23 protein-coding genes are annotated in these 20,376 nt (G+C 72.4%); 9 read left to right on the forward strand and 14 right to left on the reverse strand.

Translation table 11 applies throughout. The annotated features are described in order from the left end of the window. Window positions 1–80: 80 nt before the first annotated feature. The 5 genes from bioB to ACIRL2_RS14405 form a co-directional block, all read right to left on the reverse strand. Window positions 81–1,142: a biotin synthase BioB gene (bioB, locus tag ACIRL2_RS14385; protein ID WP_395865622.1), complete on the reverse strand. Its 1,062-nt coding sequence runs from the start codon at window positions 1,140–1,142 to the stop codon at window positions 81–83. A gap of 55 nt (window positions 1,143–1,197) precedes the next feature. After that, complete coding sequence (locus ACIRL2_RS14390; protein WP_402232229.1) at window positions 1,198–1,590, reverse strand: hypothetical protein; 393 nt, start codon at window positions 1,588–1,590, stop codon at window positions 1,198–1,200. A gap of 577 nt (window positions 1,591–2,167) precedes the next feature. Next, the gene (locus tag ACIRL2_RS14395; protein ID WP_395865624.1) at window positions 2,168–2,782 is read right to left on the reverse strand and encodes a DJ-1/PfpI family protein; all 615 of its coding nucleotides are present in this window, start codon (window positions 2,780–2,782) and stop codon (window positions 2,168–2,170) included. Between the two features lie 103 nt (window positions 2,783–2,885). Next, entirely contained in the window at window positions 2,886–3,287 is a 402-nt protein-coding gene (locus ACIRL2_RS14400; RefSeq protein ID WP_395865915.1) for a pyridoxamine 5'-phosphate oxidase family protein, read from the reverse strand. 132 nt (window positions 3,288–3,419) lie between these two features. Beyond that, entirely contained in the window at window positions 3,420–4,247 is an 828-nt protein-coding gene (locus tag ACIRL2_RS14405; protein ID WP_395865626.1) for an isocitrate lyase/phosphoenolpyruvate mutase family protein, read from the reverse strand. A 181-nt stretch (window positions 4,248–4,428) separates the two neighbouring features. On the opposite strand from ACIRL2_RS14405, the gene ACIRL2_RS14410 reads away from it, so the two are divergent. Then, window positions 4,429–5,967 carry a class I adenylate-forming enzyme family protein gene (locus ACIRL2_RS14410; protein WP_402232231.1) on the forward strand — a complete coding sequence of 513 codons (1,539 nt, stop codon included), beginning with the start codon at window positions 4,429–4,431 and terminating at the stop codon, window positions 5,965–5,967. A gap of 19 nt (window positions 5,968–5,986) precedes the next feature. On the opposite strand, the gene ACIRL2_RS14415 is transcribed toward ACIRL2_RS14410, so the two are convergent. The 3 genes from ACIRL2_RS14415 to ACIRL2_RS14425 form a co-directional block, all read right to left on the reverse strand. Further along, window positions 5,987–6,955 (reverse strand): NADP-dependent oxidoreductase, encoded by a 969-nt coding sequence (locus tag ACIRL2_RS14415; RefSeq protein ID WP_402232233.1) that lies wholly within the window; start codon window positions 6,953–6,955, stop codon window positions 5,987–5,989. 278 nt (window positions 6,956–7,233) lie between these two features. Beyond that, complete coding sequence (locus ACIRL2_RS14420) at window positions 7,234–7,881, reverse strand: helix-turn-helix transcriptional regulator (RefSeq protein WP_395865633.1); 648 nt, start codon at window positions 7,879–7,881, stop codon at window positions 7,234–7,236. A gap of 133 nt (window positions 7,882–8,014) precedes the next feature. After that, a complete protein-coding gene (locus ACIRL2_RS14425) occupies window positions 8,015–8,623 on the reverse strand; it encodes a superoxide dismutase (protein WP_020549884.1) in 609 nt (202 codons plus the stop codon). A 138-nt stretch (window positions 8,624–8,761) separates the two neighbouring features. Here ACIRL2_RS14425 and ACIRL2_RS14430 point away from each other — a divergent pair, with 138 nt between their 5' ends. From ACIRL2_RS14430 to ACIRL2_RS14445, 4 genes are all read left to right on the forward strand, one after another. Beyond that, the gene (locus ACIRL2_RS14430) at window positions 8,762–9,814 is read left to right on the forward strand and encodes a hypothetical protein (RefSeq protein ID WP_395865635.1); all 1,053 of its coding nucleotides are present in this window, start codon (window positions 8,762–8,764) and stop codon (window positions 9,812–9,814) included. A gap of 123 nt (window positions 9,815–9,937) precedes the next feature. Further along, window positions 9,938–10,213 carry a hypothetical protein gene (locus ACIRL2_RS14435; protein WP_402232236.1) on the forward strand — a complete coding sequence of 92 codons (276 nt, stop codon included), beginning with the start codon at window positions 9,938–9,940 and terminating at the stop codon, window positions 10,211–10,213. Window positions 10,214–10,281: 68 nt separating this feature from the next. Then, window positions 10,282–10,737 carry a nuclear transport factor 2 family protein gene (locus ACIRL2_RS14440; RefSeq protein WP_395865639.1) on the forward strand — a complete coding sequence of 152 codons (456 nt, stop codon included), beginning with the start codon at window positions 10,282–10,284 and terminating at the stop codon, window positions 10,735–10,737. 68 nt (window positions 10,738–10,805) lie between these two features. After that, a complete protein-coding gene (locus tag ACIRL2_RS14445) occupies window positions 10,806–11,447 on the forward strand; it encodes a uridine kinase (protein WP_395865640.1) in 642 nt (213 codons plus the stop codon). Window positions 11,448–11,455: 8 nt separating this feature from the next. On the opposite strand, the gene ACIRL2_RS14450 is transcribed toward ACIRL2_RS14445, so the two are convergent. Together ACIRL2_RS14450 and ACIRL2_RS14455 are read right to left on the reverse strand one after the other, a co-directional pair. Then, complete coding sequence (locus ACIRL2_RS14450) at window positions 11,456–12,289, reverse strand: aldo/keto reductase (protein ID WP_395865642.1); 834 nt, start codon at window positions 12,287–12,289, stop codon at window positions 11,456–11,458. Between the two features lie 64 nt (window positions 12,290–12,353). Further along, on the reverse strand, window positions 12,354–13,625 hold the full coding sequence (locus ACIRL2_RS14455; RefSeq protein ID WP_402232238.1) for an MFS transporter: 1,272 nt from the start codon (window positions 13,623–13,625) through the stop codon (window positions 12,354–12,356). A gap of 170 nt (window positions 13,626–13,795) precedes the next feature. Here ACIRL2_RS14455 and ACIRL2_RS14460 point away from each other — a divergent pair, with 170 nt between their 5' ends. Beyond that, on the forward strand, window positions 13,796–14,242 hold the full coding sequence (locus tag ACIRL2_RS14460; RefSeq protein WP_395865647.1) for a MarR family winged helix-turn-helix transcriptional regulator: 447 nt from the start codon (window positions 13,796–13,798) through the stop codon (window positions 14,240–14,242). 67 nt (window positions 14,243–14,309) lie between these two features. Here the strand turns inward: ACIRL2_RS14460 and ACIRL2_RS14465 are convergent, their stop codons facing one another. Both ACIRL2_RS14465 and ACIRL2_RS14470 read right to left on the reverse strand, forming a co-directional pair. After that, a complete protein-coding gene (locus tag ACIRL2_RS14465) occupies window positions 14,310–15,359 on the reverse strand; it encodes a lactonase family protein (protein ID WP_402232240.1) in 1,050 nt (349 codons plus the stop codon). Between the two features lie 73 nt (window positions 15,360–15,432). Beyond that, window positions 15,433–16,179 (reverse strand): TetR/AcrR family transcriptional regulator, encoded by a 747-nt coding sequence (locus ACIRL2_RS14470; protein ID WP_395865651.1) that lies wholly within the window; start codon window positions 16,177–16,179, stop codon window positions 15,433–15,435. Between the two features lie 79 nt (window positions 16,180–16,258). Between ACIRL2_RS14470 and ACIRL2_RS14475 the strand changes: the two genes are divergently transcribed. Further along, window positions 16,259–17,044: an ABC transporter ATP-binding protein gene (locus tag ACIRL2_RS14475; protein WP_395865653.1), complete on the forward strand. Its 786-nt coding sequence runs from the start codon at window positions 16,259–16,261 to the stop codon at window positions 17,042–17,044. 16 nt (window positions 17,045–17,060) lie between these two features. Beyond that, the gene (locus ACIRL2_RS14480; RefSeq protein ID WP_395865654.1) at window positions 17,061–17,903 is read left to right on the forward strand and encodes an ABC transporter permease; all 843 of its coding nucleotides are present in this window, start codon (window positions 17,061–17,063) and stop codon (window positions 17,901–17,903) included. A gap of 54 nt (window positions 17,904–17,957) precedes the next feature. Here ACIRL2_RS14480 and ACIRL2_RS14485 read toward each other — a convergent pair whose 3' ends face one another. Further along, window positions 17,958–18,935: a helix-turn-helix transcriptional regulator gene (locus tag ACIRL2_RS14485; protein ID WP_402232242.1), complete on the reverse strand. Its 978-nt coding sequence runs from the start codon at window positions 18,933–18,935 to the stop codon at window positions 17,958–17,960. A gap of 263 nt (window positions 18,936–19,198) precedes the next feature. Between ACIRL2_RS14485 and ACIRL2_RS14490 the strand changes: the two genes are divergently transcribed. Further along, complete coding sequence (locus tag ACIRL2_RS14490) at window positions 19,199–19,432, forward strand: hypothetical protein (RefSeq protein ID WP_395865658.1); 234 nt, start codon at window positions 19,199–19,201, stop codon at window positions 19,430–19,432. An 18-nt stretch (window positions 19,433–19,450) separates the two neighbouring features. On the opposite strand, the gene ACIRL2_RS14495 is transcribed toward ACIRL2_RS14490, so the two are convergent. After that, window positions 19,451–20,185: a DedA family protein gene (locus ACIRL2_RS14495; RefSeq protein ID WP_395865660.1), complete on the reverse strand. Its 735-nt coding sequence runs from the start codon at window positions 20,183–20,185 to the stop codon at window positions 19,451–19,453. Between the last annotated feature and the right edge of the window lie 191 nt (window positions 20,186–20,376).

Consider the following 20,376-nt stretch of genomic DNA (forward strand, 5'->3'; position numbering starts at 1 on the left):
CGGGTCCGGGTACTCGGTCCCCGATGCGGCCTGCCCACCGACGCCCGCCATCGCGTCCGGGCCGCCCCCGCTGTCGGCCCTCACGCGTTCGGCGGAAGGTCGCTGCCCGCGCCCCGGCGGCGGATCGCCACCAGGTCGTGCCGGGCGTCCGGCAGGGTCTGCTCGTCGGCACCTTCGATCACGAAGCCCGCGTCGGCGATCATCTGCCGGTCGTCCGCGCCCGGTTGGCCCTCGCTGGTCAGGTAGTCGCCCAGGAACATCGAGTTGGCCAGATGCAGCGCGAGCGGCTGCATGCTCCGCAGATGGATCTCCCGTCCACCCGCCAACCGCACCTCGACATCGGGGAAGAAGAAGCGGAACAACGCCAGGATGCGCAGGCAACGCTCGGGGGTCAGCTCCCAGTTCTCCGCCAGCGGCGTGCCCTTGAACGGGATGAGGAAGTTCACCGGAACCGAATCCGGATCCAACTCGCGCAGCGCGAAGGCCAGATCGACGATATCGGAATCCGACTCACCCATCCCGAAGATGGCCCCGGAACACGGCGACAGACCCGCCGTACCGGCGCGTCGGAGGGTGTCCGTGCGATCGGTGAAGGTGTGCGTGGAGCAGATGTCGGAGTACCGCGCCTCACTCGTGTTGAGGTTGTGGCTGTACGCGTGCGCCCCGGCCGCAGCGAGGCGTTCGGCCTGGCCGTCGGCGAGCAGACCCAGGCAGACGCAGATCTCCACGTCCGGGCTGCCCTCCTTGACCGCGGCGATGGTGTCCTCGATCCGGGTGATGTCCCGGTTGCCGGGCCCTCGCCCGCTGGCCACCAGGCACACCCGCTTCGCCCCCGCCTGAACCGCCTGATCGGCCGTCCTGGCGGCCTCCTCCGGGGTGATCCACGAGTACTTGAGGATCTCCGCCGCCGACCCGAGCCGTTGTGAGCAGTACGAGCAATCCTCCGGGCACAGCCCGCTCTTCATGTTGATGATCGTGTTCAGCTTCACCCGCCGGCCGAAGAAGTGCCGGCGCACGCGTGCCCCGGCGGCCACCACGTCCAGTACCTCGTGCGCTCCGCCCAGAACGGCCAACGCCTCGTCCCGGGAGGGTACTTCCCGCCGCAATGCCTTCGCCGTCAACTCATCGAGATCCAAGTCCATACGCCCCACCCTCGCCCGCCCCCGGCACCCACCCCAATCCCCCGACCCCACAAGATCACCCCCAAGCATTTGTCCCGACTCCCCCAAACCCCACCCACCCATACCTGGTATGCACGGAGACCGCGGACGCGGCGGACGCGGCGAACGCGGCGAACACGGGGAACACGGCGGACGCGGCGAACACGGCGAACACGGGGAACACGGCGGACGCGGCGGACGCGGCGGACGCGGGGAACGCGGCGGACGCGGCGAACGCGGCGAACGCGGCGAACGCGGCGAACGCGGCGAACGCGGCGAACGCGGCGAACGCGGCGGACGCGGGGAACGCGGGGAGCGGGCACGGGTCGGGTCCGGTCGGCCGAGCACACGGGTCGCGGCCGGGGTCGATCAATCGGGAACGCGCGGCCGGGGTCGGGCTGGGTGGGTCGCGCAGAGCGAGGACGCGCACCCGACCACGCGCGAGCCCGGGCCGGGCAAAAATCGGGGACGAGCGGTTGGAGGCGCGGAAGTCGAAACCGGGCGGGCCGCTGGGCGGGAGGGGCGGTCGCGGTCAGACGGCCCGGGGCGCACGGACCGGGGAAGAGCGAACCGGGACAAGGGATCGGGGATGGCCGGGCGGCCACGCGCGGGCCGGAACCAGTGCTCGGGAACGGGCGGCCCGAGACGACCGAATCGAGGTCGGACGGGCCGGACGCGCGAGTCGAGGACAAGCGAGCGAGGACGCACGGGCCGGGGACGGACGGGCCCGGGACAGGCGGGGCGGGAACGGGCCGCCGGGGACGGGCGCGGCGGCAGGAGCGGCAAGGTACGCACGCACGGGTCGCGGCCCGGTGGCCGACTACGCGCGAGTCGCGGGGCGCGGCTGGGCACGCGCGGGGCCGGCCCGGAGGCAGACCACGCGTGGGTCGCCGGAACGCGCGAGTCGCCCGAGCGCGGCTGGGTGCCCGCAGGGCGAGCGCGGCACGACGGCCGACTACGCGCGGGGCGCGGGAGCGTGGCCGACCGCGCTCGGGGCGCGGGGGCCGTCAGGTGGTGGTCAGGGGTTCGGCTGCGGTGAGGACGGTGAAGATGTGGTCGACCGTGGTCTGTTTTTCGCCGACGGGCGCCACGTAGTCGATTGCGGCGCGGGCGTGGGACTCGCCCAGGGTGCGGGTGATGGCCCAGGCGCCCAGGTATTGGGAGGCCAGGCAGCCGCCGGCCGTGGCGATGTTGCCGGACGCGTGGAACGGGGCGTCCAGGACCTCGACTCCGGCCGCCTCGACCCAGGGGCGGGAGGTCGCGTCCGTACAGGCGGGCAGGTCGGTCAGCAGGCCGAGGCGGGCCAGGACCAGGGCGCCCGAGCACTGGGAGCCGATGAGCTGACGGGTCGGGTCCAGGGGCAGCGCCGCGAGGAGCGCGTCGTCGGCGACCACGTCACGCGTCCTGATGCCACTGCCGATCAGCACGACGTCGGCTTCGGGGATGAAGTCGAGCGGGCGTTGCCCGGTGATCTCGACGCCGTTCATCGAGGTGACGGTCGGGGCGGGCGTGGTGATGTACGCCGTCAGGCCGTCCTTGCGGCAGCGGTTGACGATGGCCGCCGCCACGAAGCTGTCCAGTTCGTTGAAGCCGTCGAAGGTGACCACGGCAACCTGAATCATCGGTGCATCCCCGTTCGGATCGGTACGTCCGCACTCCATCGGCACGTCCGCACTCCCCGGCAGGCTACGCCCCGACGGCCGGGCGCCCCGATGCGTGTGCGAGCTACACCGTCCCCATCCGCCTCGTCACCACGATCTCGATCACCACACGATTCGGATTCACCCGCGGCTCCCGATAGCGCTCGGTGTACCGCCGGACCGCCTCGGCGACGGCCTCGGCGTCACCGGCGATCCTCGCGCCGCCCTCGAGCGTGGACCAGCGCCTCCCGTCCACCTGGGAGATCGCGACCCGGGCACCCGGACCCGCCGCCAGCACGTTGCGGACCTTCCTGCTCGCGCCGTCCGAGATGACCCGCGCGATCCCGGACACGTGGTCGTACGTGGCGCCGACCGGCACCAGGTGCGGCGTGCCGTCGGGACGGTGGGTGACCAGCAGGCACAGGTGTCGTTCCTGCCAAAAGGCCTGGAAATCCGGGGTGGTGGACGGCGGAACGTGCAGCGTCATCGAGATCAGGTCTTTCACGATCGGGCCTGCCGGGTCGAGCCGGGCCGCTCCCGGCCCGCCGACCAGCAGTATGACGTCCACCGCCCGCGACCCACGCACTCCGCGATCGGCCGGCCCGCCCCGGCCGAGCGCTCAGTCGGCCCGATAGACCTCCGACATCGCCTGCGCCTGCGCGTACGTCGGCGCACCGGCGGGTGCCGCCTCCTCGTCGTGCGCGACCGCCCAGGCCAGATCCACCGCGCTTTGCACCGCGACCCGGAACAGCAGCGAACCCGTGCTGATCCGCCGCACCCCCAGCTTCGCGAGCCGGGCCCGGGACAGGCCGGTCGGGCTGTACAGGATGTTCAGCGGCGCGTCGGTGGCGCCCACCAGGGTCTCGATCGCGGCCTCGTCCTGGAGCCCGGGTACGAACACGCCGTCCGCGCCCGCCGCCCGGTACGCCCGGATCCGCCGCGTCGTCTCGTCGAGCGAGGCGCCCGGACCGCCTGCCCAGTACGTGTCGGTGCGCGCGTTGACGAACAGCGTCGGTGCGGCCTCCTTGAGTGCGGCGATCACCGCGACCTGGTGGTCCGCGTCGGTCAGCGAGCCGTCGGCCCGCCCGTCCTCGATATTGACGCCGGCCACCCCGGCCCGCACCAGCTCGACGCCCAACGCCGCGACGTGCTCCGGGCGCTCGGCGAAGCCGCCCTCGATGTCGACGCTGACCGGCACCGGCAGCCGCGCGATGCCCACCCCGAGGCGTACCGTCTCCTCCCGCGTCCCGCCGACGCCGTCCGGCTTGCCGGCCGCGATCGCCACCCCCAGGCTCGTCGTCCCGATCGCCGCGAACCCGCGCTCGACCAGCGCGGCCGCGGTGGCGTGGTCCCACGCGTTGGGCAACAGCAGCGGTGCCTCGGCCTGGTGCAGGGCCCGGAACTCCGCGAAGCGATCGGCGTTGGCGGCCTGGTGCGTAGTGCTCATCGAGCGTGCCCCTCCGAGTCGACGGCGACCGCGCCGAACGCGGCCGAACCCCACCGATCCTGCCGCATTCGCGACGTCCGGGCGGGCGACATGCCCGATCGGCACGCCCATCGCCCGGTCACCCGTTCGAGTTCCGGCTCCGCGCCTGCGATAGCGTCCCCGCGAGAACGAGGGAGGCCCGATGCTGCTGCACGAGATCCTGGTCGACGCGGCTCGGGAGGTGCCCGATCGCATCGCCCTGATCGTCCCCGCGCACACCCCCCGCACGCCCGGCGCATCCGGCGCGCCCACCTCCCACGCGCCCGCCGGCGCGCACACCGTGTGGACATTCGCCGAGCTGGCCGACCGCTCCCGCGCGCTCGCCGCCCGCGTCGCGCGGCGGACCTCACCCGGTGCCCGGGTCGGGATCCTCGCGCACAATCGGGCCGAGTATGTGGCCGCCTACTACGGCGTCCCATGGGCCGGCCGGGTGCTGGTCCCGCTCAATCCCCGGCTGCACCCGCGCGAGTGGGCCGACCAGTTGGCCCGCTCGGGCGCGGAACTGCTGCTCGGCGACGCCGACCTGACCGCCCGGCTCGACCGGCCCGAGGGCTCGACCCTGGAACTGGGCGAAGCCGTCGCGGACACCGCCACGGACGGGGCCGAGTTCACCGCCGCCGGCGACGAGACCGCACTGACGTGGCTGCTGTTCACCTCGGGCACCACCGGCCGGCCCAAGGGTGTGCGGCTGACCCACCGCAGCCTGATCGCGGCGATGCGCGGCTCGCTCGCATGCCGACCGGTCGAGTCCGACACCGTCGTGCTGACCCCCTTCCCGCTCGCCCACGTGGCCGGCTACCAGGTACCCGCCCACCACATCGCGCGCCGCCCGGTGGTTGTCCTGCACCGCTGGGACCCGGCCGAACTGGCTTCGGTGGTCAGCGAGTTCGACGTCACCAACCTGTCGCTGGCGCCGACCATGATCGACGCCCTGCTGGATCACGTCCGCACCGGCGACGGGCTGCGCGAGCGGATCCGCGCGATCAGCTACGGCGCCTCGCCGATCACCCCCGAGCTGATCCGCCGGGTGGACCGCCTGCTCGGCTGCGCTCTGGGCCAGGGATACGGCATGACCGAACTCTCCGGCAACGCGGTGTTCCTGAGCGCCGCCGACCACCGGCCCGAGCTGTTCGCCGCCGCCGGTCGACCCGGCCCGGGCGTGAAGATCCGGATCGTCGACGACGCCGGCCGGCCGCTGCCGACCGGCGCCACCGGCGAGATCTCGGTCCGGTCCGAGCAGGTCGCGGACGGTTACTGGCAGACGGACACCGGCGAATTCGCGAACGGCTGGTTCCGCACCGGCGACCTGGGCCGGCTCGACGCCGAGGGCTACCTGTACGTCCTGGACCGCAAGAAGGACGTGATCATCACCGGCGGCGAGAACGTCAGCGCACGCGAGGTGGAGGCGGTGCTGCGCGCGCACCCGGACGTCCGCGACGTCGCGGTGGTCGGCGAACCGGACACCCGGTGGGGCGAGCGCGTGGTCGCGGTCGTCGTCCCGGTGTCGGGACGCTCGATCGATCCCGACACCCTCGTCGACCTGTGCCGCGCACACCTGGCGGGCTTCAAGGTCCCGCGGCGCGTCGTATTCACCGACGCCCTCCCGGTCACCGGCACCGGCAAGGTCAGCAAGCCCACCCTGCGCGCACGACTCGCCGAGGACACCCCGACGGGCCGCTGACCCGACCTCGGCACGCGGATCAGTCGGCCACCGTCAGCACGATCTTCCCGACTGTGCGCCCTCGCTCGCCGAGTTCGTGCGCCTTCGCCGCGTCGGCCAGCGGCAATGTCGCGGCGACCTCGACCCGCAGCCGACCCGCGGCCACCAGCGCGGCGATCTCGCGCAGCCCCGCGAGGTCCGGTTCGACCAGCATGAACACCGCCCGCACGCCTGCTTCCCGGGCCCGCGCGACCGGGAACGTGTCGTCCGGCGGCACGATCGAGACCAGCGTGCCGCCCGTGCGCAGGGTCGCCAACGAACGCGCCGCGTACGCGCCGCCGATCGGATCCAGCACCACGTCCACGTCCCGCACCGTCTCGGCGAAGTCCACCCGGGTGTAGTCGATCGGCTCGTCCACACCCAGCCCGCGCAGGAACTCGTGCTTGGCCGCGCTCGCGGTGCCCAGCACGTACGCGCCGCACGCCTTGGCGATCTGGGCGGCCAGGTGCCCGACGCCGCCGGCCGCCGCGTGGATCAGCACCCGCTGCCCGGACCGCAGATGCGCGGTGTCCACCAGCGCCTGCCACGCGGTCAGCGCCGCGAGCGGCAGCGCCGCGGCCCGTACCGGGTCCAGACCGGCCGGACGGAGCGCGAAGTGCCGGGCGGGCGCGGTGACGTACTCGGCGTACGCGCCGGCCGGGTGCGGGAAACGCGGCATGCCGAACACCTCGTCGCCCGGGGCGAGTACGGTCACCCCCGCGCCGACCGCCTCGACCACCCCGGCGACGTCGAAGCCGAGGGTGAACGGCGGCTCGGTGCCGTCTCGGAACACACCCCGCTCGCGGGTCTTCCAGTCGGCCGGATTCACGCTCGTGGCCTGTACCCGCACGAGCACCTCGGTCGCTCCCGGCTCCGGCCGAGCCACCTCGACCAGCCGCAACACATCCGGCCCGCCGGCGACGTCCTGGCTGATCGCCCGCATCCGCGGCGCGTCGGTGGTCTCGGTCATGGCCGTGCTCCTCACCCTCTCGACGGGTCGGCCCCGCCTCGGCCGCCGGCGATCGGCGACGCGCTCCCAGCGTGCCGATCCGACGACCGCCCACCTACCGGCCGGACAGCCAATCACCGCAAGGATCGGGCCAACCGAGGCCAGCACCCGAAGGCGCCCGAGAGCTGCGATCGAGGGCCGGCCGAGGGACAACCGGGAGTGGCGACCGAGAACCGACCGAGAGCCGCAACCGAAGGGCGTCGAGAGCCCGCCGTGCCCCGATCGACCGAACTCGCCCGCTACTCGACCGGACGGATCTCGTACGCGCAATGCGGCGCACCCGCCACCATGTGGCTGACCCGCCGCACCTCGGTGTCCGGCAACGCCTCCCGCAGGAAGGCCAGTTCCGAGGAGCACGCGGTGCCGCACCGCACCGCCACGTCGAAGATCGCGCAGTTCTGCTCGACGATCAGCCATCCGCCGCCGTCCGGCAACGGCTCCGCGGCGGCCAGGTAGCCGTCCTCGTCCAGGATCGCGGCTATCGCGGCCACCCGGTCGGCCAGCTCCGGCGCGGTCGTCCGGGCCCGGGCCCGGTCCAGGCGCCGCTCGCGTCGGCGGTCGAACAGCCGGTCCACGAAACCCGGTTCCTCGGCCTGCGCGGTCTCCAGGAGGTCTCCCACCAGGTCGCCGTAGCGCCGGGGGAACAGATTCTCACCGGCCGCGGTCAGCCGGTACACGTGCTTGGGCCGGCCCGGTCCGAGTCGGACCTGCCGGTGCGTCACGTAGCCCTCGGCGACCAGTCCGGCCAGTTGCTGGCGCATGCCGCTCGCGGTCATCCCGACCGCGTCGGCCAATTCCTCCGCGCGCAGTTCGCCCGCGCCCTTGAGGCGCCGCAATATCTCGCGCCGGGTCTCGGGCAACAGTGCGAACGCGTCCTGCTCGGTCACCGCTCGCCCCTCTCGTCCACCCCGAGTCCCCGAGTGCGTACTCCCACGCGTGCCGGCGGCGCCGGCACGCTCGCCGACGTCGGACAGGGCCGCACGGGGAACACCCGCGCGACCCTGGACCGAACGCCGTTCCTCAGGCGCCCTTGGCGGCGGCGAGGCGGGTCGCGACGTCGTCCCAGTTGAAGACGTTCCACACGGCCTTGAAGAAGTCCGCCTTCACGTTCTTGTACTGGAGGTAGAAGGCGTGCTCCCACGCGTCGATCGCCAGCAGCGGCACGGTGCCCTGCGGGATGTTGCCCTGGTGGTCGTAGACCTGGGTGACCACGATGCGCTGCGAGAGCGGCTCCCACGCGGCGACGGACCAGCCCGAGCCCTGCACGGTCATCGCGGTCTGCGTCATGTGCGCGCGGAACTGCTCGAAGCCGCCGAAGTCGACACCGATCTGCTCGGCGAGGTCACCGGTGGGCTCGCCGTTGCCGGTCGGGCCGAGGTTGGTCCAGAACAGGCTGTGCAGCACGTGACCCGAGACGTGGAAGGCCAGGTCCTTCTCCAGCTTGGAGATGGTGCCGTAGGCCTCCTTGTCACGCGCCTCGGCGATCTGCTCGAGGGCGGTGTTGGCGCCGGTCACATACGCAGCGTGGTGCTTGTCGTGGTGCAGCTCCATGATGGCGCCGCTGATGTGCGGCTCCAGGGCGGCGTAGTCGTAGGTGAGGTCGGGGAGCGTGTAGACCGTGTCGGCCACGGGAGTTCCTCCTGCGCAGTGGTTGCGGTGACGTACTCGACCCTATGCTTCTCGCCGGAGGTCGGGCAAGTTAGGCAAGACTTAACTGTCCTAACCGGAGCCCCCCGGTCCACTCGAAACACACCGAAGGAGTCGACGATGCATCAGCAGGCCGCCGAAACCTTGGACGAAGCGTTCGAACGTCTGCATCGCACCGGTTCCGAGTTCGACGACAAGTTGTCCAATCACGGACCGATGGCCGTCGAGGCGCTCGTGCACTCGGGCCAGTGGGAAGCCGTGCCCGCTTGGCTGGACGTTTACACCCGTCGGCTGGAACCGCCGACCCGCCCGACCGAGCGGATCGCCAAGGACGCGTGGCGTGAGGCGCTGGGCGACCACGCCCGCGACGGGGACTGGATCGCGCTGTTCGTCGACGAGATCGCCGAACGGCCGTGGCGCGAGGTGCTCGCGCTGTGGTGGCCGCGACTGCTCCCGGGGCTGCCCGGCGGCGCCACGCACGGTGTGATCCGGGTCGGACACGCGGTCCGCGCGCTGCTGGACGCGGGCGAGAGCCCGGTCCGGCTCGCCGAGTTCGCGCATGCGATGGCGTACTTCGCCTCGAGCAACCTGGCCCTGCCCGAACTGCCGCGGCTCGCGGGGGGCCGCACGCCGTTCGAGGCGCTGGACGCGGTGCCGCCGCTGCCGGTGGGCGAGAAGGACCACATCAGCCGGCGGCTGACCTTCCTGGCCGGCTGGGACGAGTGGCTGACCGCGACCCTGTCGGTGCGCCCGGCCGGCACCCCCGAGGAGGCCCGCGCGCTGCTCGCCGACACGGTGCACGCGGCCACCCTGCGCTACCTGCGTCGAGGACACGGCAACGCGGTGATGAACGTGCACGGCGTGACCGCCCCCAGTGCGGTGCTGCGCGTGTTGCCCGCGCTGCCGCCCGAGTTGTGGATCCCCTCGTACCAGGCCGCGTGGGCCACCGCCGGCGCGGTCTTCGCGGTGTACATGGCCCGCGAGGACGCGCCCGGCACGCCCGCGCCGGCCGGCGATCCGGTCGACGCGATGGACCTCGCGCACGCGCACGGCGACGAACACGTGATCAAGCTCGTGGACACCGCGGTGGACGTGTACGCGCGCTCCGGCGACTCGCGCGCGTTGTCCGCCGGCGTGCTCGCGGCCGGCCTGGTGACGCCGCCGCGCGGGTGACCGGGCGGGCCACGGCCCGCGACACGCCCTCGTTCGAGTGAGGTTCCCCCACCTGGAGCATCGGGTTCCGTTCGCTGGTGCCCGTACGCACACCGCGTACGGGCACCGACCAACGGAGATCCCATGCGCGTCACCACACTCCTCGCCACCGCCGCGACCGCCGGCCTGCTCGCGCTCGCGGCTGCCGCGCCCGCGCTCGCGGACGGCCGCGCGGACACCCTGACCAGCGAGACCAGCCGGTTCGGGCAGGTCGACGAGGACTTCGTCCTGGGCGAACTGCGACCCGCCGTGGTCGGCGTGCACCAGGGCATCTCCGGCGGCTTCGTCGAGGTCCCGCCGCCGAACGTGCAGATGCCCGACGTACCGGCGCCGCGGATGCCGGCGCTGCCCGTCGGGTAGCCCCTTTCGTACTGACGGACCGTCAGATATCTCTGGATCTCGATCACGACCCGCACTACCGTCCGCCCATGACCGAGAAACAGCACGACCTGGAAGCCCGCAGGCGCACCGTCGAGAACTTCTGGCAGGGCGTGGACACGCACGACTGGGACCTGGTGGCGTCCACGCTCGCCGACGACTTCGTACGTGTGGGGATGCGCGACAACGCCGAGGACACCTGTGAGGGCAAGGAGGCCTACCTGCGCTTCGTCTCCACCGTCACCGGCCGCATGGCGCAGCACGAACTGCGCTCCCGGTTCACCTTCCTCAGCGAGGACGGCCGGTACGCGTTCAACGAGGCGGTCGAGTCGATCCGCCCGGCCCCCGAGGACGACCTGCTGGTGATGCGGTTCGCGAACTACCTCGAACTGAACGACGAGGGCCTGATCGTCCGACTGGACATCTTCTGGAAGACGCCCCCGTACATGCCGCCGGACTGGATCACCGTCGACGCGACGCTCGAGCGCGAGCCGCGGGGCGACTGAGGGCGCGCACCCGGGTCGGCCGAGAATGTGACCATGATCGAACCGAACGGGCCGCGGCGGGTCCGCCGATGGTGAGCGCGCGACCGGTCACTCCGGCCGGCCTGGTGGACGAACTCGTCGACGCGATCACCCGTCGCGCGGGCGACCGCCCGTGGACGCGGGTCGCCGTCGACGGCGCGGACGCGGCCGAACCCGGCGTCCTGGCCGACGCGCTGGTCGACCCGCTGCGGCTGCTCGGCCGGCCGGTGTTGCGGGTGCGGGCCCGCGACTTCCTGCGCCCCGCGTCGGTGCGCCTGGAGTACGGGCACACCGACGCGGAGTCCTACCTGTGGGGCTGGCTGGACGACGCCGGGTTGCGCCGGGAGGTGTTGGACCCGCTGGGTGCGGGCGGTACCGGTCGGGTCCTGCCGAGCCTGTGGGACGCGGCCCGGGACCGGGCCACCCGGGCCGCGTACACCACGCTGCCCGAGGGCGGGGTGTTGCTCCTGGACGGGCCGCTGCTGCTGGGCAAGGGGCTGCCGTTGGACCTGAGCGTGCACCTGTGGTTGTCCCCGGGCGCGCTGCGCCGGCGCACTCCCGACGAGCAGGCGTGGACACTGCCGGCGCTGGCCCGCTACGCCGAGGAGATCGCGCCCGCGACCGAGGCCGACCTGCTGGTGCGTTACGACCATCCCGCGCACCCGGCACTGGTGGAGCCGGAACGCCGCTGAGCCGCGGCTCAGTTGAGGGTGTCCGGGTCCGGTCCCATCCGCCCGCCCCGGTCCAGGGCGTTGATCGCGGTCAGCTCGTCCGCGGTCAGCTCGAAGTCGAACACCTCGAAGTTCTCCCGGATCCGCGAGGGCGTGACCGACTTGGGGATCACGATGTTCCCCAGTTGCAGGTGCCAGCGCAGCACCACCTGGGCGGCCGACTTGCCGTGCGCGCCGGCGACCTCGGCGATCACCGGGTCCTCGAGCAGGTCGCCGCCCTGGCCCAGCGGGCTCCACGCCTCGGTCGCGATCCCGTGCGCCCGGTCGTAGCCGCGCACCTTGCCCTGCTGGAGGTAGGGGTGCAGCTCGACCTGGTTGACCGCGGGCAACAGGGCGGTGTGTTCGAGCAGTCGGGTCAGGTGGTCGGGCTGGAAGTTGGACACGCCGATCGCGCGCACCCGGCCGTCGGAGAGCAGCTTCTCGAACGCCCGCCACGTGTCCAGGTAGCGGTCCCGGTTCGGGGTCGGCCAGTGGATCAGGTACAGGTCCACGTAGTCCAGGCCGAGCTTGCCCACGCTCTCGTCGAACGCGACCAGGGTCGAGTCGTATCCCTGGGCGGTGTTCCACAATTTCGTCGTCACGAACACCTCCTCGCGCGGCACCGAGGAGGCGGCCAGGGCCCGCCCGACGCCCGCCTCGTTGCCGTAGACCGCGGCGGTGTCGATGCTCCGGTAGCCCACCTCCAGGGCGGTCGCCACGGCCTCGCCGGCCTCGTCGTTCTCGACCTGGAAGACCCCGAAGCCGAGCTGCGGGATGGTGACGCCGTTGTTCAGGGTGATGTCGGGCACGGGGGTGGCGCTCATGGTTCGAATCGTCCTTCGTCAGGGGGCGGGGTGCGGGGGTGGGGGCGGGGGTGCGCGGTGCGCGTCAACCGGGGAGTCGAGCGGGTCGCTCGGCCGCTCGATCCGCGACGACGGAGTCACCCTGCCCGCTCTGCCCGCTGAGCGCGGTCCGCACACCGGGGACGTGCGCGGCCGGCACGCGCGAGCGGGTCGGCGCACGCCGTTCCAGGCCGTGTGCCACCACCGCCAGGGCCAGTGCGCCCAGCGCCAGACCGGCACCGACCCAGTTCGCCGACTCGTAGCCGTGGCCCGCGTCGATCACCAGGCCGCCCAGCCACGCGGCGATCGCGTTGCCGAGGTTGAACGCGCCGATGTTGACCGCGGCGGCCAGCGTCGGCGCGCCGGCGGCGTTGTCCATCACCCGCTTCTGCAGCGGCGGCACGGTGGCGAAGCCGAGCGCGCCGATCAGGAACAGCGTGATCACCGACGCTGCCTTGTCGTGCGCGGTCACGGTGAACAGCGCCAGCACGCCCGCGAGCGCGAGCAGCGAGCCGTACAGCAACGGCATCAGGTGTCGGTCGGCCAGCCGGCCGCCGACCCAGTTGCCGACCAGCATGCCCAGGCCGACCACCGCGAGCAGCCAGGTGACCGCGCCCTCGGAGAACCCCGCGACGTCGGTCATCATCGGCTTGACGTAGGTCAGCGCGGCGAACACGCCGCCGAAGCCGAGCACCGTCATGCCCATCGCGAGCAGCACCTGCGCGTTGCGGAACACCGCGAGTTCGTGCCGCAGGTGCACACCTTCGGGCTTGGGCTGCTCGGGGACCAGCCGGGCGATGCCCACCGCGCCCAGTACGCCGAGCGCGGCGACCAGCAGGAAGGTCAGCCGCCAGCTCACCGACTGGCCGATCAGCGTGCCCAGCGGCACACCGAGCACGTTGGCCAGGGTCAGGCCGGCGAACATGGTGGAGATCGCGGCGGCCTTCTTCTCCGGTGCGACCAGGTCGGCGGCCACCACCGAGCCGATCCCGAAGAACGCGCCGTGGGTGAAGGAGGCGACCACGCGCCCGAGCATGATCACCCCGAACGCGGGGGCCAGCGCGGTCAGCGCGTTGCCCAGCACGAACAGCGCCATCAGCAGGATCAGCATGCGCTTGCGCGAGACCCGGGTGCCCAGGACGGTCATCAGCGGGGCGCCCACGAGCACACCGACCGCGTAGCCGCTGACCAGGAGCCCGGCGGTGGTGATCGAGACGTCGAAGGTGCCCGCGACCTCGGGCAACAGGCCGAGGATGACGAATTCGGTGGTCCCGATGCCGAAGGCCCCGATGGCGAGGGCCAGCAGTGCGAGAGGCACGGAGTACCCCTTTCGAGGAGTGCTGCGAGTGGTGGGAACGAGCCGGTGCGGAGCCGGCGCGGACGGCAGGCGCGAACGCCGCGTTCCCGATGACTACAAGCGTCGACAATATTTGCAGACGCCGATCAATGCAAACGCGGGCTATTTCGCTTCGGGGGTATCCTGAGCGCATGGGACAACAAAGGCAGGCCGTCGAACCGCCGCTCGCGCAGGGCTGGTGCGCGCTCGCGGCGCTGCACAATCGGATCGAGGCGCACATCGAGCGCGCGCTCCAGGCCGAACACGACCTGAGCGTGCGCGAGTTCTCGGTCCTGGACGTGTTGAACCGGCAGGACGGCTACCACCTGCGGATGAACGAACTCTCGGACGCGGTGGTGCTGAGCCAGAGCGCCACCACGCGCCTGGTCACCCGCCTGGAGGAGCGCGGCCTGCTCTCGCGCTACCTGTGCGACACCGACCGTCGGGGCATCTACACCGAGGTCACCACGACCGGCTGCGATCTACTCGGCGCCGCGCGCCCCACCCACGACAAGGCGCTGCGCGAATCCCTCGCGGACGCCGAACAGCGCTCCGACCTGGCCCCCCTGGTCGCGGCGGTCAAGTCCCTGGGCCTGTAGTCGGGTCCGCGCGCCGGACGGGCCGAGAGCTCGGTCCGTCCGGCGTACGGGATCGTCTCGTGAGCGGCTAGACCAGCACGCTCGTCGGGCTCCCGGTCCCGAGCGCGACACCCAGCGCCGTGAGCCGTCCCGACTCCGGGTCGCGGCGGAACCCGGTGACCGTGTCGCCGCGCTGGTTCGCCACGTAGAGCACGTCGCCCACCAGCGCCAGGTCCCGCGGCCAGGCACCGCCCGTCGGCACCTCTTCGACCAGGGTCGACTCCGCACCGTCCACGGCGAGCACCGACACGGTGTCCGGCCCCCGGTTCGCCACGTACACGAAGCGCCCGTCCGCCGCCGCGACGATCCCGGACGGCGCGCCCTCGCCCGCGGAGAGCTCGAACGGCTTGCCCGCGACGGTGAGCGCGCCCGTGCGCGGGTCGCTGCGCAGCGGCGTGACCGTCGCGTTCAACTCCCCCGCCAGCCACGCGAGATCGTTGGGCCCGTAGGCGATGTTCCGGGGCCCGGTGCCGGGCGGCAGGGTCACCTTCGGACCCTCGGCGATGGTGCCCGCCTCGGCGTCGAAGCGCAGGTGGTACACGGTGTCCGAGCCCAGGTCGCAGACCACGAGCCACTCGCCGCCGGCCGCGAAGGTCACCTGGTGCGCGTGCGAGGACGCCTGCCGGTCGCGCACCGGCCCGGATCCGGTCAGCCGTACGTGCGTCGCCGCCTCGCCCAGCGTGCCGTCGTCGGCGATCGGGTGCACGGTGACGCTGCCGCCGCCGTAGTTGGCCACCACCATGAACCGCCCGGTGGGATCGGCCGCGAGGTGACACGGCCCCGCGCCGAGCGTGGACACCTCGCCCAACGGCACCAGCCGTTCGTCCTGCACCGAGTACGCGCCGACCGCGCCCTCGCCGCCGCGCTCGCTCACCGCGTACAGGAAGCGACCCGAGGGGTGCCGGGCCAGGTACGACGGCGAGATCGCGGGGATCACCGCGGACGGCGTGCCGAGCAGCCCGGTCGCCGGGTCCTGTCGGCACACCGTGATGCCGGTGCCGCGACCCTCCATGTCGGGGGTGTACGCACCCACGTACACGAGCGGTCCGCGTCGGTCGGAAGCATTTGGTGAGGTCACACGGTTCTCCTGTTGTCTGGCCTGTGACGGCCGAGCATCCGTCGGCCGAGCCCGGCGGCGCCGACCACGCAGATCATCGCGGATCGATCGCCCCGTCGCCGCCGATGTCATGCTCCTCCCCGACGCCGCCGCCGGCACACCCCGTCGCCGGGACCGGCCCGGCCGAATCCCGCGCGCGGACCGCGTAGCCCAACACCTGGGCCCCGAGCAGCGATTCGACCGCGTCCAGTTGCGCCAGCGCGTACTCCACCGCCGGCTCCGGGCCGCCCCCGGCGGCGATCCGTCGACCGATGTCGCGAAAGACCGCCTGCTGGATCCCGGCCAGTTGGCCCGCGATCAGCGCCGGCACCGGGTCGCCCGGCGCGGCGCCCGCCTCCTCGGCCAGGGTCAGCGCGAGCGCGTCCGCGCCCAGTTGCTGCATCCGCCACAGCCGGGCCATCAGCGCCGGCGACTCGTGCATGACCCGGGCGAACCGCTCGTAGCCCTCGACCAGGCCCGCGTACGGGGAGTGTGTCTCGATGTCGCGGCGCAGCGCGCCGAGCACCGCGCGCGTGGCCGATTCGCCCGGTTCGCGCTCGCGCACGATGCGGGCCAGTCGGTCCACCGCCTCGGCCTCGCGGTCGAAGAACAGGTCCTCCTTGGCCGGGAAGTAGTTGTAGACGGTGTTCACCGACACCTCGGCCAGCTCGGCGATCTGGGCGATGGTCACCGCGTCGAACCCGCGCTCCAGGAACAGGCCCGTCGCGACGTCCGAGATGTGCGTGCGGGTCCGGCGCTTCTTGCGTTCACGCAGGCCCTCGGCGGGTTCCGACTCCGTCATACCGCCATCCTAGCCTTCATGGTGGCACTCAAATTTTGGGGTCATTGCAAAATTGAATCGACTGTGTTTCGGTAGGGCCATGACACCGGTCATCCACACCACCGGGCTCACCCGGACCTTCAGCACCAAGCGCGGCACCGTCGAGGCGGTCCGCGGCATCGATCTGACCGTCCCGGCGGGCGAGATCCTCGGCTTCCTCGGCCCCAACGGCGCCGGCAAGACCACCACCCTGCGGATGCTGACCACGCTGCTCGCGCCCACCGGCGGCAGCGCCGTCGTGGCCGGCCACGACCTCCTGCGCGACCCGGCGGGCGTACGCCGACGGATCGGCTACGTCGCCCAGTCCGGCGGCGTCGACCCGGCCGTGTCGGTGCGCGAGGAGCTGACCACCCAGGCCCGGCTGTACCGCCTGGACAAGGCGGACGCCCGGGCCCGGGCCGCCGAACTGGCCGCCGACCTGGACCTGCTCGACCTGCTCGACCGTCCGTGCGCGGCGCTCTCCGGCGGCCAGCGACGCCGGCTCGACCTGGCGATGGGCCTGCTGCACCGCCCCGATGTGCTCTTCCTGGACGAGCCGACCACCGGTCTGGACCCGGGCAGCCGGGTCGACCTGTGGAACCTGGTCCGGCGCATCCGCGACGAGTGGGGCACCACGATCTTCCTGACCACGCACTACCTCGACGAGGCCGACGCGCTCGCGGACCGGCTCGTGGTGGTCGACCGGGGCCGGATCGTCGCCCAGGGCAGCGCGCACGCGCTCAAGACCGAGTACGCGGGTTCCCCGGACGCCTCGCTCCAGGACGCGTTCATCGCCATCACCGGTCGGCGCACCCCCGCGCCGAGCGAGACTCCGATCGCCGTCTGATCCGGCCGAGGTAGCCATGACCACACCGTCCGCACCGTCGACCTCCTCGGCGCCCGCCGACCCGACCACACCGACCGGCCGGGTCGCGCCGGCCGCGCCGTCCGCCGGTTCCGCCCTCGCGGCCGACACGCTCCTGATCTTCGGCCGCTACCTGCGGCAGACCGTCGCGAGCAGAATCGGCCTGATCTTCGGGCTCGTGCAACCGCTGCTGTTCCTGATCCTGTTCGGCCCGCTGCTGCGCGACGTCCCGCTCGGCGGCGACGGCGACTCGTGGCAGACCCTGGTCCCGGGCCTGCTGGTGCAACTCGGGCTGTTCAGCGCCGCGTTCGCGGGCTTCGCAATCCTGATCGAGAAGCAGCACGGCGTGGTGGAGCGCATGCGGGTGACTCCGGTGAGCCGACTCGCGCTGCTGCTCGGGCGCGTGCTCAAGGACATCGTGCAGTTGCTCGCCCAATCCGTGCTGCTGGTCCTGGTCGGCGTGGCGTTCGGGCTGCGCGCGCCGCTGGTCGGCGTGCTGATCGGGTTCGGCTTCGTCGCGCTGATGACCGCCTCGATCGCGTCCCTGTCCTATGCCCTGGCGATGCGGGTGGACAGTCCGCAGGAGTTCGCGCCGGTGGTGAACTCGGTGAACCTGCCGGTGATGTTGTTGTCCGGCATCCTGCTGCCGATGTCGCTCGCCCCGGGCTGGCTGGACGGGCTGTCCCGGGCCAATCCGCTGCGCTACCAGGTGCAGGCGGTCCGGTCCGCGTTCGTGGGCGACTACGGCGGCACGGTCGGGACGGGCGTGCTGACCGCACTCGCGCTGGCCACCGTCTCGGTCGCCCTGGCCGTACGTCTGTTCCGCCGGAACGGGGCGTAACCCCCCGGTCGGGGCATGGACCTCGACCCACCGCGCCGACGGCGGCGCGGGCGCTCACGCGTACCGCGCCGCCGTCGCGCGTGCTTCGGCGGCCACTCTCGCGCGCAGCTCCGGAGGTCCCAGGATCTCGATCTGCGGCCCCAGGCGCAGCAACTCGGGCACGGCCACCTCGATCGTCTCGATCGGGAAGTCGGCCCGGACCCGGCCGTCCGGCAGCGGCTCGCCCGCGCTCGCCTCCACGGTGTCCGCGACATGCGCGCCGAACAGGTGCCGCACCATCGCCCGCGCGTCCTCGGTCACCAGCACGTCCGCGAGGATCGGGCGCAACTGTTCGACGAAGTCCTGCGACCAGGCCCGCCAGTAGGCCGGCAGGTCGAAGCTCGGATCTCGCTCGAACATCTCGTCGAGCACGTCCAGCTCCTCGATCCGCACCACGCGGTAGGTGCGGTCGCGGTGCTCGCCCTCGCGCACGGTGCGCGCCACCAGATACCACGCGCCCGCCTTGAGCACGAGGCCGTACGGCTCCAGATCGCGGGTGACCTCACCCGCCCAGCGCCGGTAGCGCACCCGGATCCGCCGGTCGGTCCACACCGCGCCCGCGATCCGGGCCAGCTCCGGCGAGCGGTCCGCCTCGCGATGCCAGCCGGGCGCGTCCAGGTGGAAACGCAGTTGCGCCCGCCCGACCCGATCGCGCAACTCGGCCGGCAGTCCCGCCTGCACCTTGAGCTGCGCGGACGCGACCACCGCGCCCAGCCCCAGCTCGGCCGCGGGCCCGGGCAGTCCGGTCAGGAAGAGCGCGTCGGCCTCGTCCTGGGTGAGCCCGTTGATCCGGGTCCGGAAACCCTCCAGGAGACGGTAGCCACCGGCCGGACCGCGTTCGGCGTAGACCGGCACCCCCGCCGCGCCCAGCGCCTCGACGTCGCGGTAGACGGTGCGGACCGACACCTCCAACTGCTCGGCCAACTCGGTCGCGGTGACCAGGCCCCGGGTCTGCAGGGTCAGCAGGATGGTCAGCAGTCGGCTCGCGCGCATGATCGCCAGTGTCGCGCATACCTGACGGGAATCGGCAGGTACCCGAAGGGGCGTGGGAGGGCACCGCCGTCAGTGCCGAACGAGTGAAATGCCCGGCCGAATCGGTGTACTTCCGTTCGGGATCTTCGCATCCGTGCCATTCGTTGATCGATCATCGAATGATCTCGGCGGGACTACGCCGCGTTGCGGACGGTGATCCCGGTACGGCAGCGACCTCGGGGCGGCAGCGATGTCCGTCCCGAACGGGAACGGAGAACGGCGCGATGAGCGGCTTCCTCGACAAGGCCAGGAAGATGGCCGAAGACACGATGAACACCGGCAAGCACAAGGTCGAGGAGGTCCAGGTGGGCCGGGACGCGTCCGCACTGCTCAAGCAGCTCGGCTCCGCGTACTGGAAGGAGCAGCGCGCCGGCGGCTCGCACGAGGAGGTCACCCGGGCTCTCGCCGCGCTGGACGAACACGTGTCCAAGCACGGCGACACGGCACTGCGCGGCTGACCGCCGGCGGCGCCCGGATCAGGCGGCGCTGTCCTCGCGGACCGCCGCCGTCGCACCGGCGAAATCACGCCGCGAACCCCCCGGCCCTTTGGCCGCGGGGTCCCCGAACGCCGAGGAACGGTTCTCCTCGGCCTTGCGACGCCGACGCCGGCGCACGTAGGTGACGATGCCGGCGACGATACCGATCGCGACGATCGCGGCCCCTATCCAACCGGGAACGCTCGCCGCCGACGGGTACGCGCTGCCCGCGAGGCGGCCCAGCATGATCGAGCCCGGCACCCACACCAGGATCCCGACCGCGTTCCACGGCGCGAACCGCCGATAGGGCATGCCCGCCGCGCCGGCGAGTCGCGGCAGCAGGGTTCGCGCGAACGCGACCCAGCGACCCAGCATCACGGTCACGCCGCCGGCGCCGCGACCGCGGGTGAACATCTCCTCGGCCCGTTCCCAGCGGTGCTCGCCCACCCGGCGACCCAGCCGTCCGGTCCTTATGCGTTCGCTGCGATGTCTGCCGGAGAGGTAACCGAGGGTGTCCCCGACGAGCGCGGCGGCGGTCGCGATGATCAACACCGGGACCAGCGCCAAGTGGCCGGTGGAGGTGAGCAGCCCAGCCAGCAGCAGCACCGGTTCGGCGGGCGCGAAGACGCCCAGCAGCAGACCGGTCTCGACGACGGCGACCAGCGCGATCACGACATAGGCGTACGAGGGTGGTAGATCACCCAACCGCTCCACCCACTCGTGCACGGCATCCACGTGGAACCTCCCCGTTAGGCCGCTTGCCATGTGGCCTGACAAGCATCCGCCCTCAATGGTGTCAACGGATCCTGCGCGCGGCCGAATTCCCGCCTACTCCCCTGGCCGTACGCGGGTGACCTTAGTCATCCGTCACCGACCGCCCCCGACGCCGCGCCCGGGACCGGACGGATGGCCGGCGGAGGCTCCCT

Source organism: Embleya sp. NPDC127516 (assembly GCF_044765325.1).
In the GTDB taxonomy this organism is placed as follows: domain Bacteria; phylum Actinomycetota; class Actinomycetes; order Streptomycetales; family Streptomycetaceae; genus Embleya.

What these genes read in the sequence shown, in the direction of transcription:
- bioB (WP_395865622.1), bottom strand. Translation starts at nt 1,142, where the DNA reads ATGGACTTGGATCTCGATGAGTTGACGGCGAAGGCATTGCGGCGGGAA.
- ACIRL2_RS14395 (WP_395865624.1), bottom strand. Translation starts at nt 2,782, where the DNA reads ATGATTCAGGTTGCCGTGGTCACCTTCGACGGCTTCAACGAACTGGAC.
- ACIRL2_RS14400 (WP_395865915.1), bottom strand. Translation starts at nt 3,287, where the DNA reads ATGACGCTGCACGTTCCGCCGTCCACCACCCCGGATTTCCAGGCCTTT.
- ACIRL2_RS14405 (WP_395865626.1), bottom strand. Translation starts at nt 4,247, where the DNA reads ATGAGCACTACGCACCAGGCCGCCAACGCCGATCGCTTCGCGGAGTTC.
- ACIRL2_RS14410 (WP_402232231.1), top strand. Translation starts at nt 4,429, where the DNA reads ATGCTGCTGCACGAGATCCTGGTCGACGCGGCTCGGGAGGTGCCCGAT.
- ACIRL2_RS14415 (WP_402232233.1), bottom strand. Translation starts at nt 6,955, where the DNA reads ATGACCGAGACCACCGACGCGCCGCGGATGCGGGCGATCAGCCAGGAC.
- ACIRL2_RS14430 (WP_395865635.1), top strand. Translation starts at nt 8,762, where the DNA reads ATGCATCAGCAGGCCGCCGAAACCTTGGACGAAGCGTTCGAACGTCTG.
- ACIRL2_RS14435 (WP_402232236.1), top strand. Translation starts at nt 9,938, where the DNA reads ATGCGCGTCACCACACTCCTCGCCACCGCCGCGACCGCCGGCCTGCTC.
- ACIRL2_RS14440 (WP_395865639.1), top strand. Translation starts at nt 10,282, where the DNA reads ATGACCGAGAAACAGCACGACCTGGAAGCCCGCAGGCGCACCGTCGAG.
- ACIRL2_RS14445 (WP_395865640.1), top strand. Translation starts at nt 10,806, where the DNA reads ATGGTGAGCGCGCGACCGGTCACTCCGGCCGGCCTGGTGGACGAACTC.
- ACIRL2_RS14450 (WP_395865642.1), bottom strand. Translation starts at nt 12,289, where the DNA reads ATGAGCGCCACCCCCGTGCCCGACATCACCCTGAACAACGGCGTCACC.
- ACIRL2_RS14460 (WP_395865647.1), top strand. Translation starts at nt 13,796, where the DNA reads ATGGGACAACAAAGGCAGGCCGTCGAACCGCCGCTCGCGCAGGGCTGG.
- ACIRL2_RS14470 (WP_395865651.1), bottom strand. Translation starts at nt 16,179, where the DNA reads ATGACGGAGTCGGAACCCGCCGAGGGCCTGCGTGAACGCAAGAAGCGC.
- ACIRL2_RS14475 (WP_395865653.1), top strand. Translation starts at nt 16,259, where the DNA reads ATGACACCGGTCATCCACACCACCGGGCTCACCCGGACCTTCAGCACC.
- ACIRL2_RS14480 (WP_395865654.1), top strand. Translation starts at nt 17,061, where the DNA reads ATGACCACACCGTCCGCACCGTCGACCTCCTCGGCGCCCGCCGACCCG.
- ACIRL2_RS14485 (WP_402232242.1), bottom strand. Translation starts at nt 18,935, where the DNA reads ATGCGCGCGAGCCGACTGCTGACCATCCTGCTGACCCTGCAGACCCGG.
- ACIRL2_RS14490 (WP_395865658.1), top strand. Translation starts at nt 19,199, where the DNA reads ATGAGCGGCTTCCTCGACAAGGCCAGGAAGATGGCCGAAGACACGATG.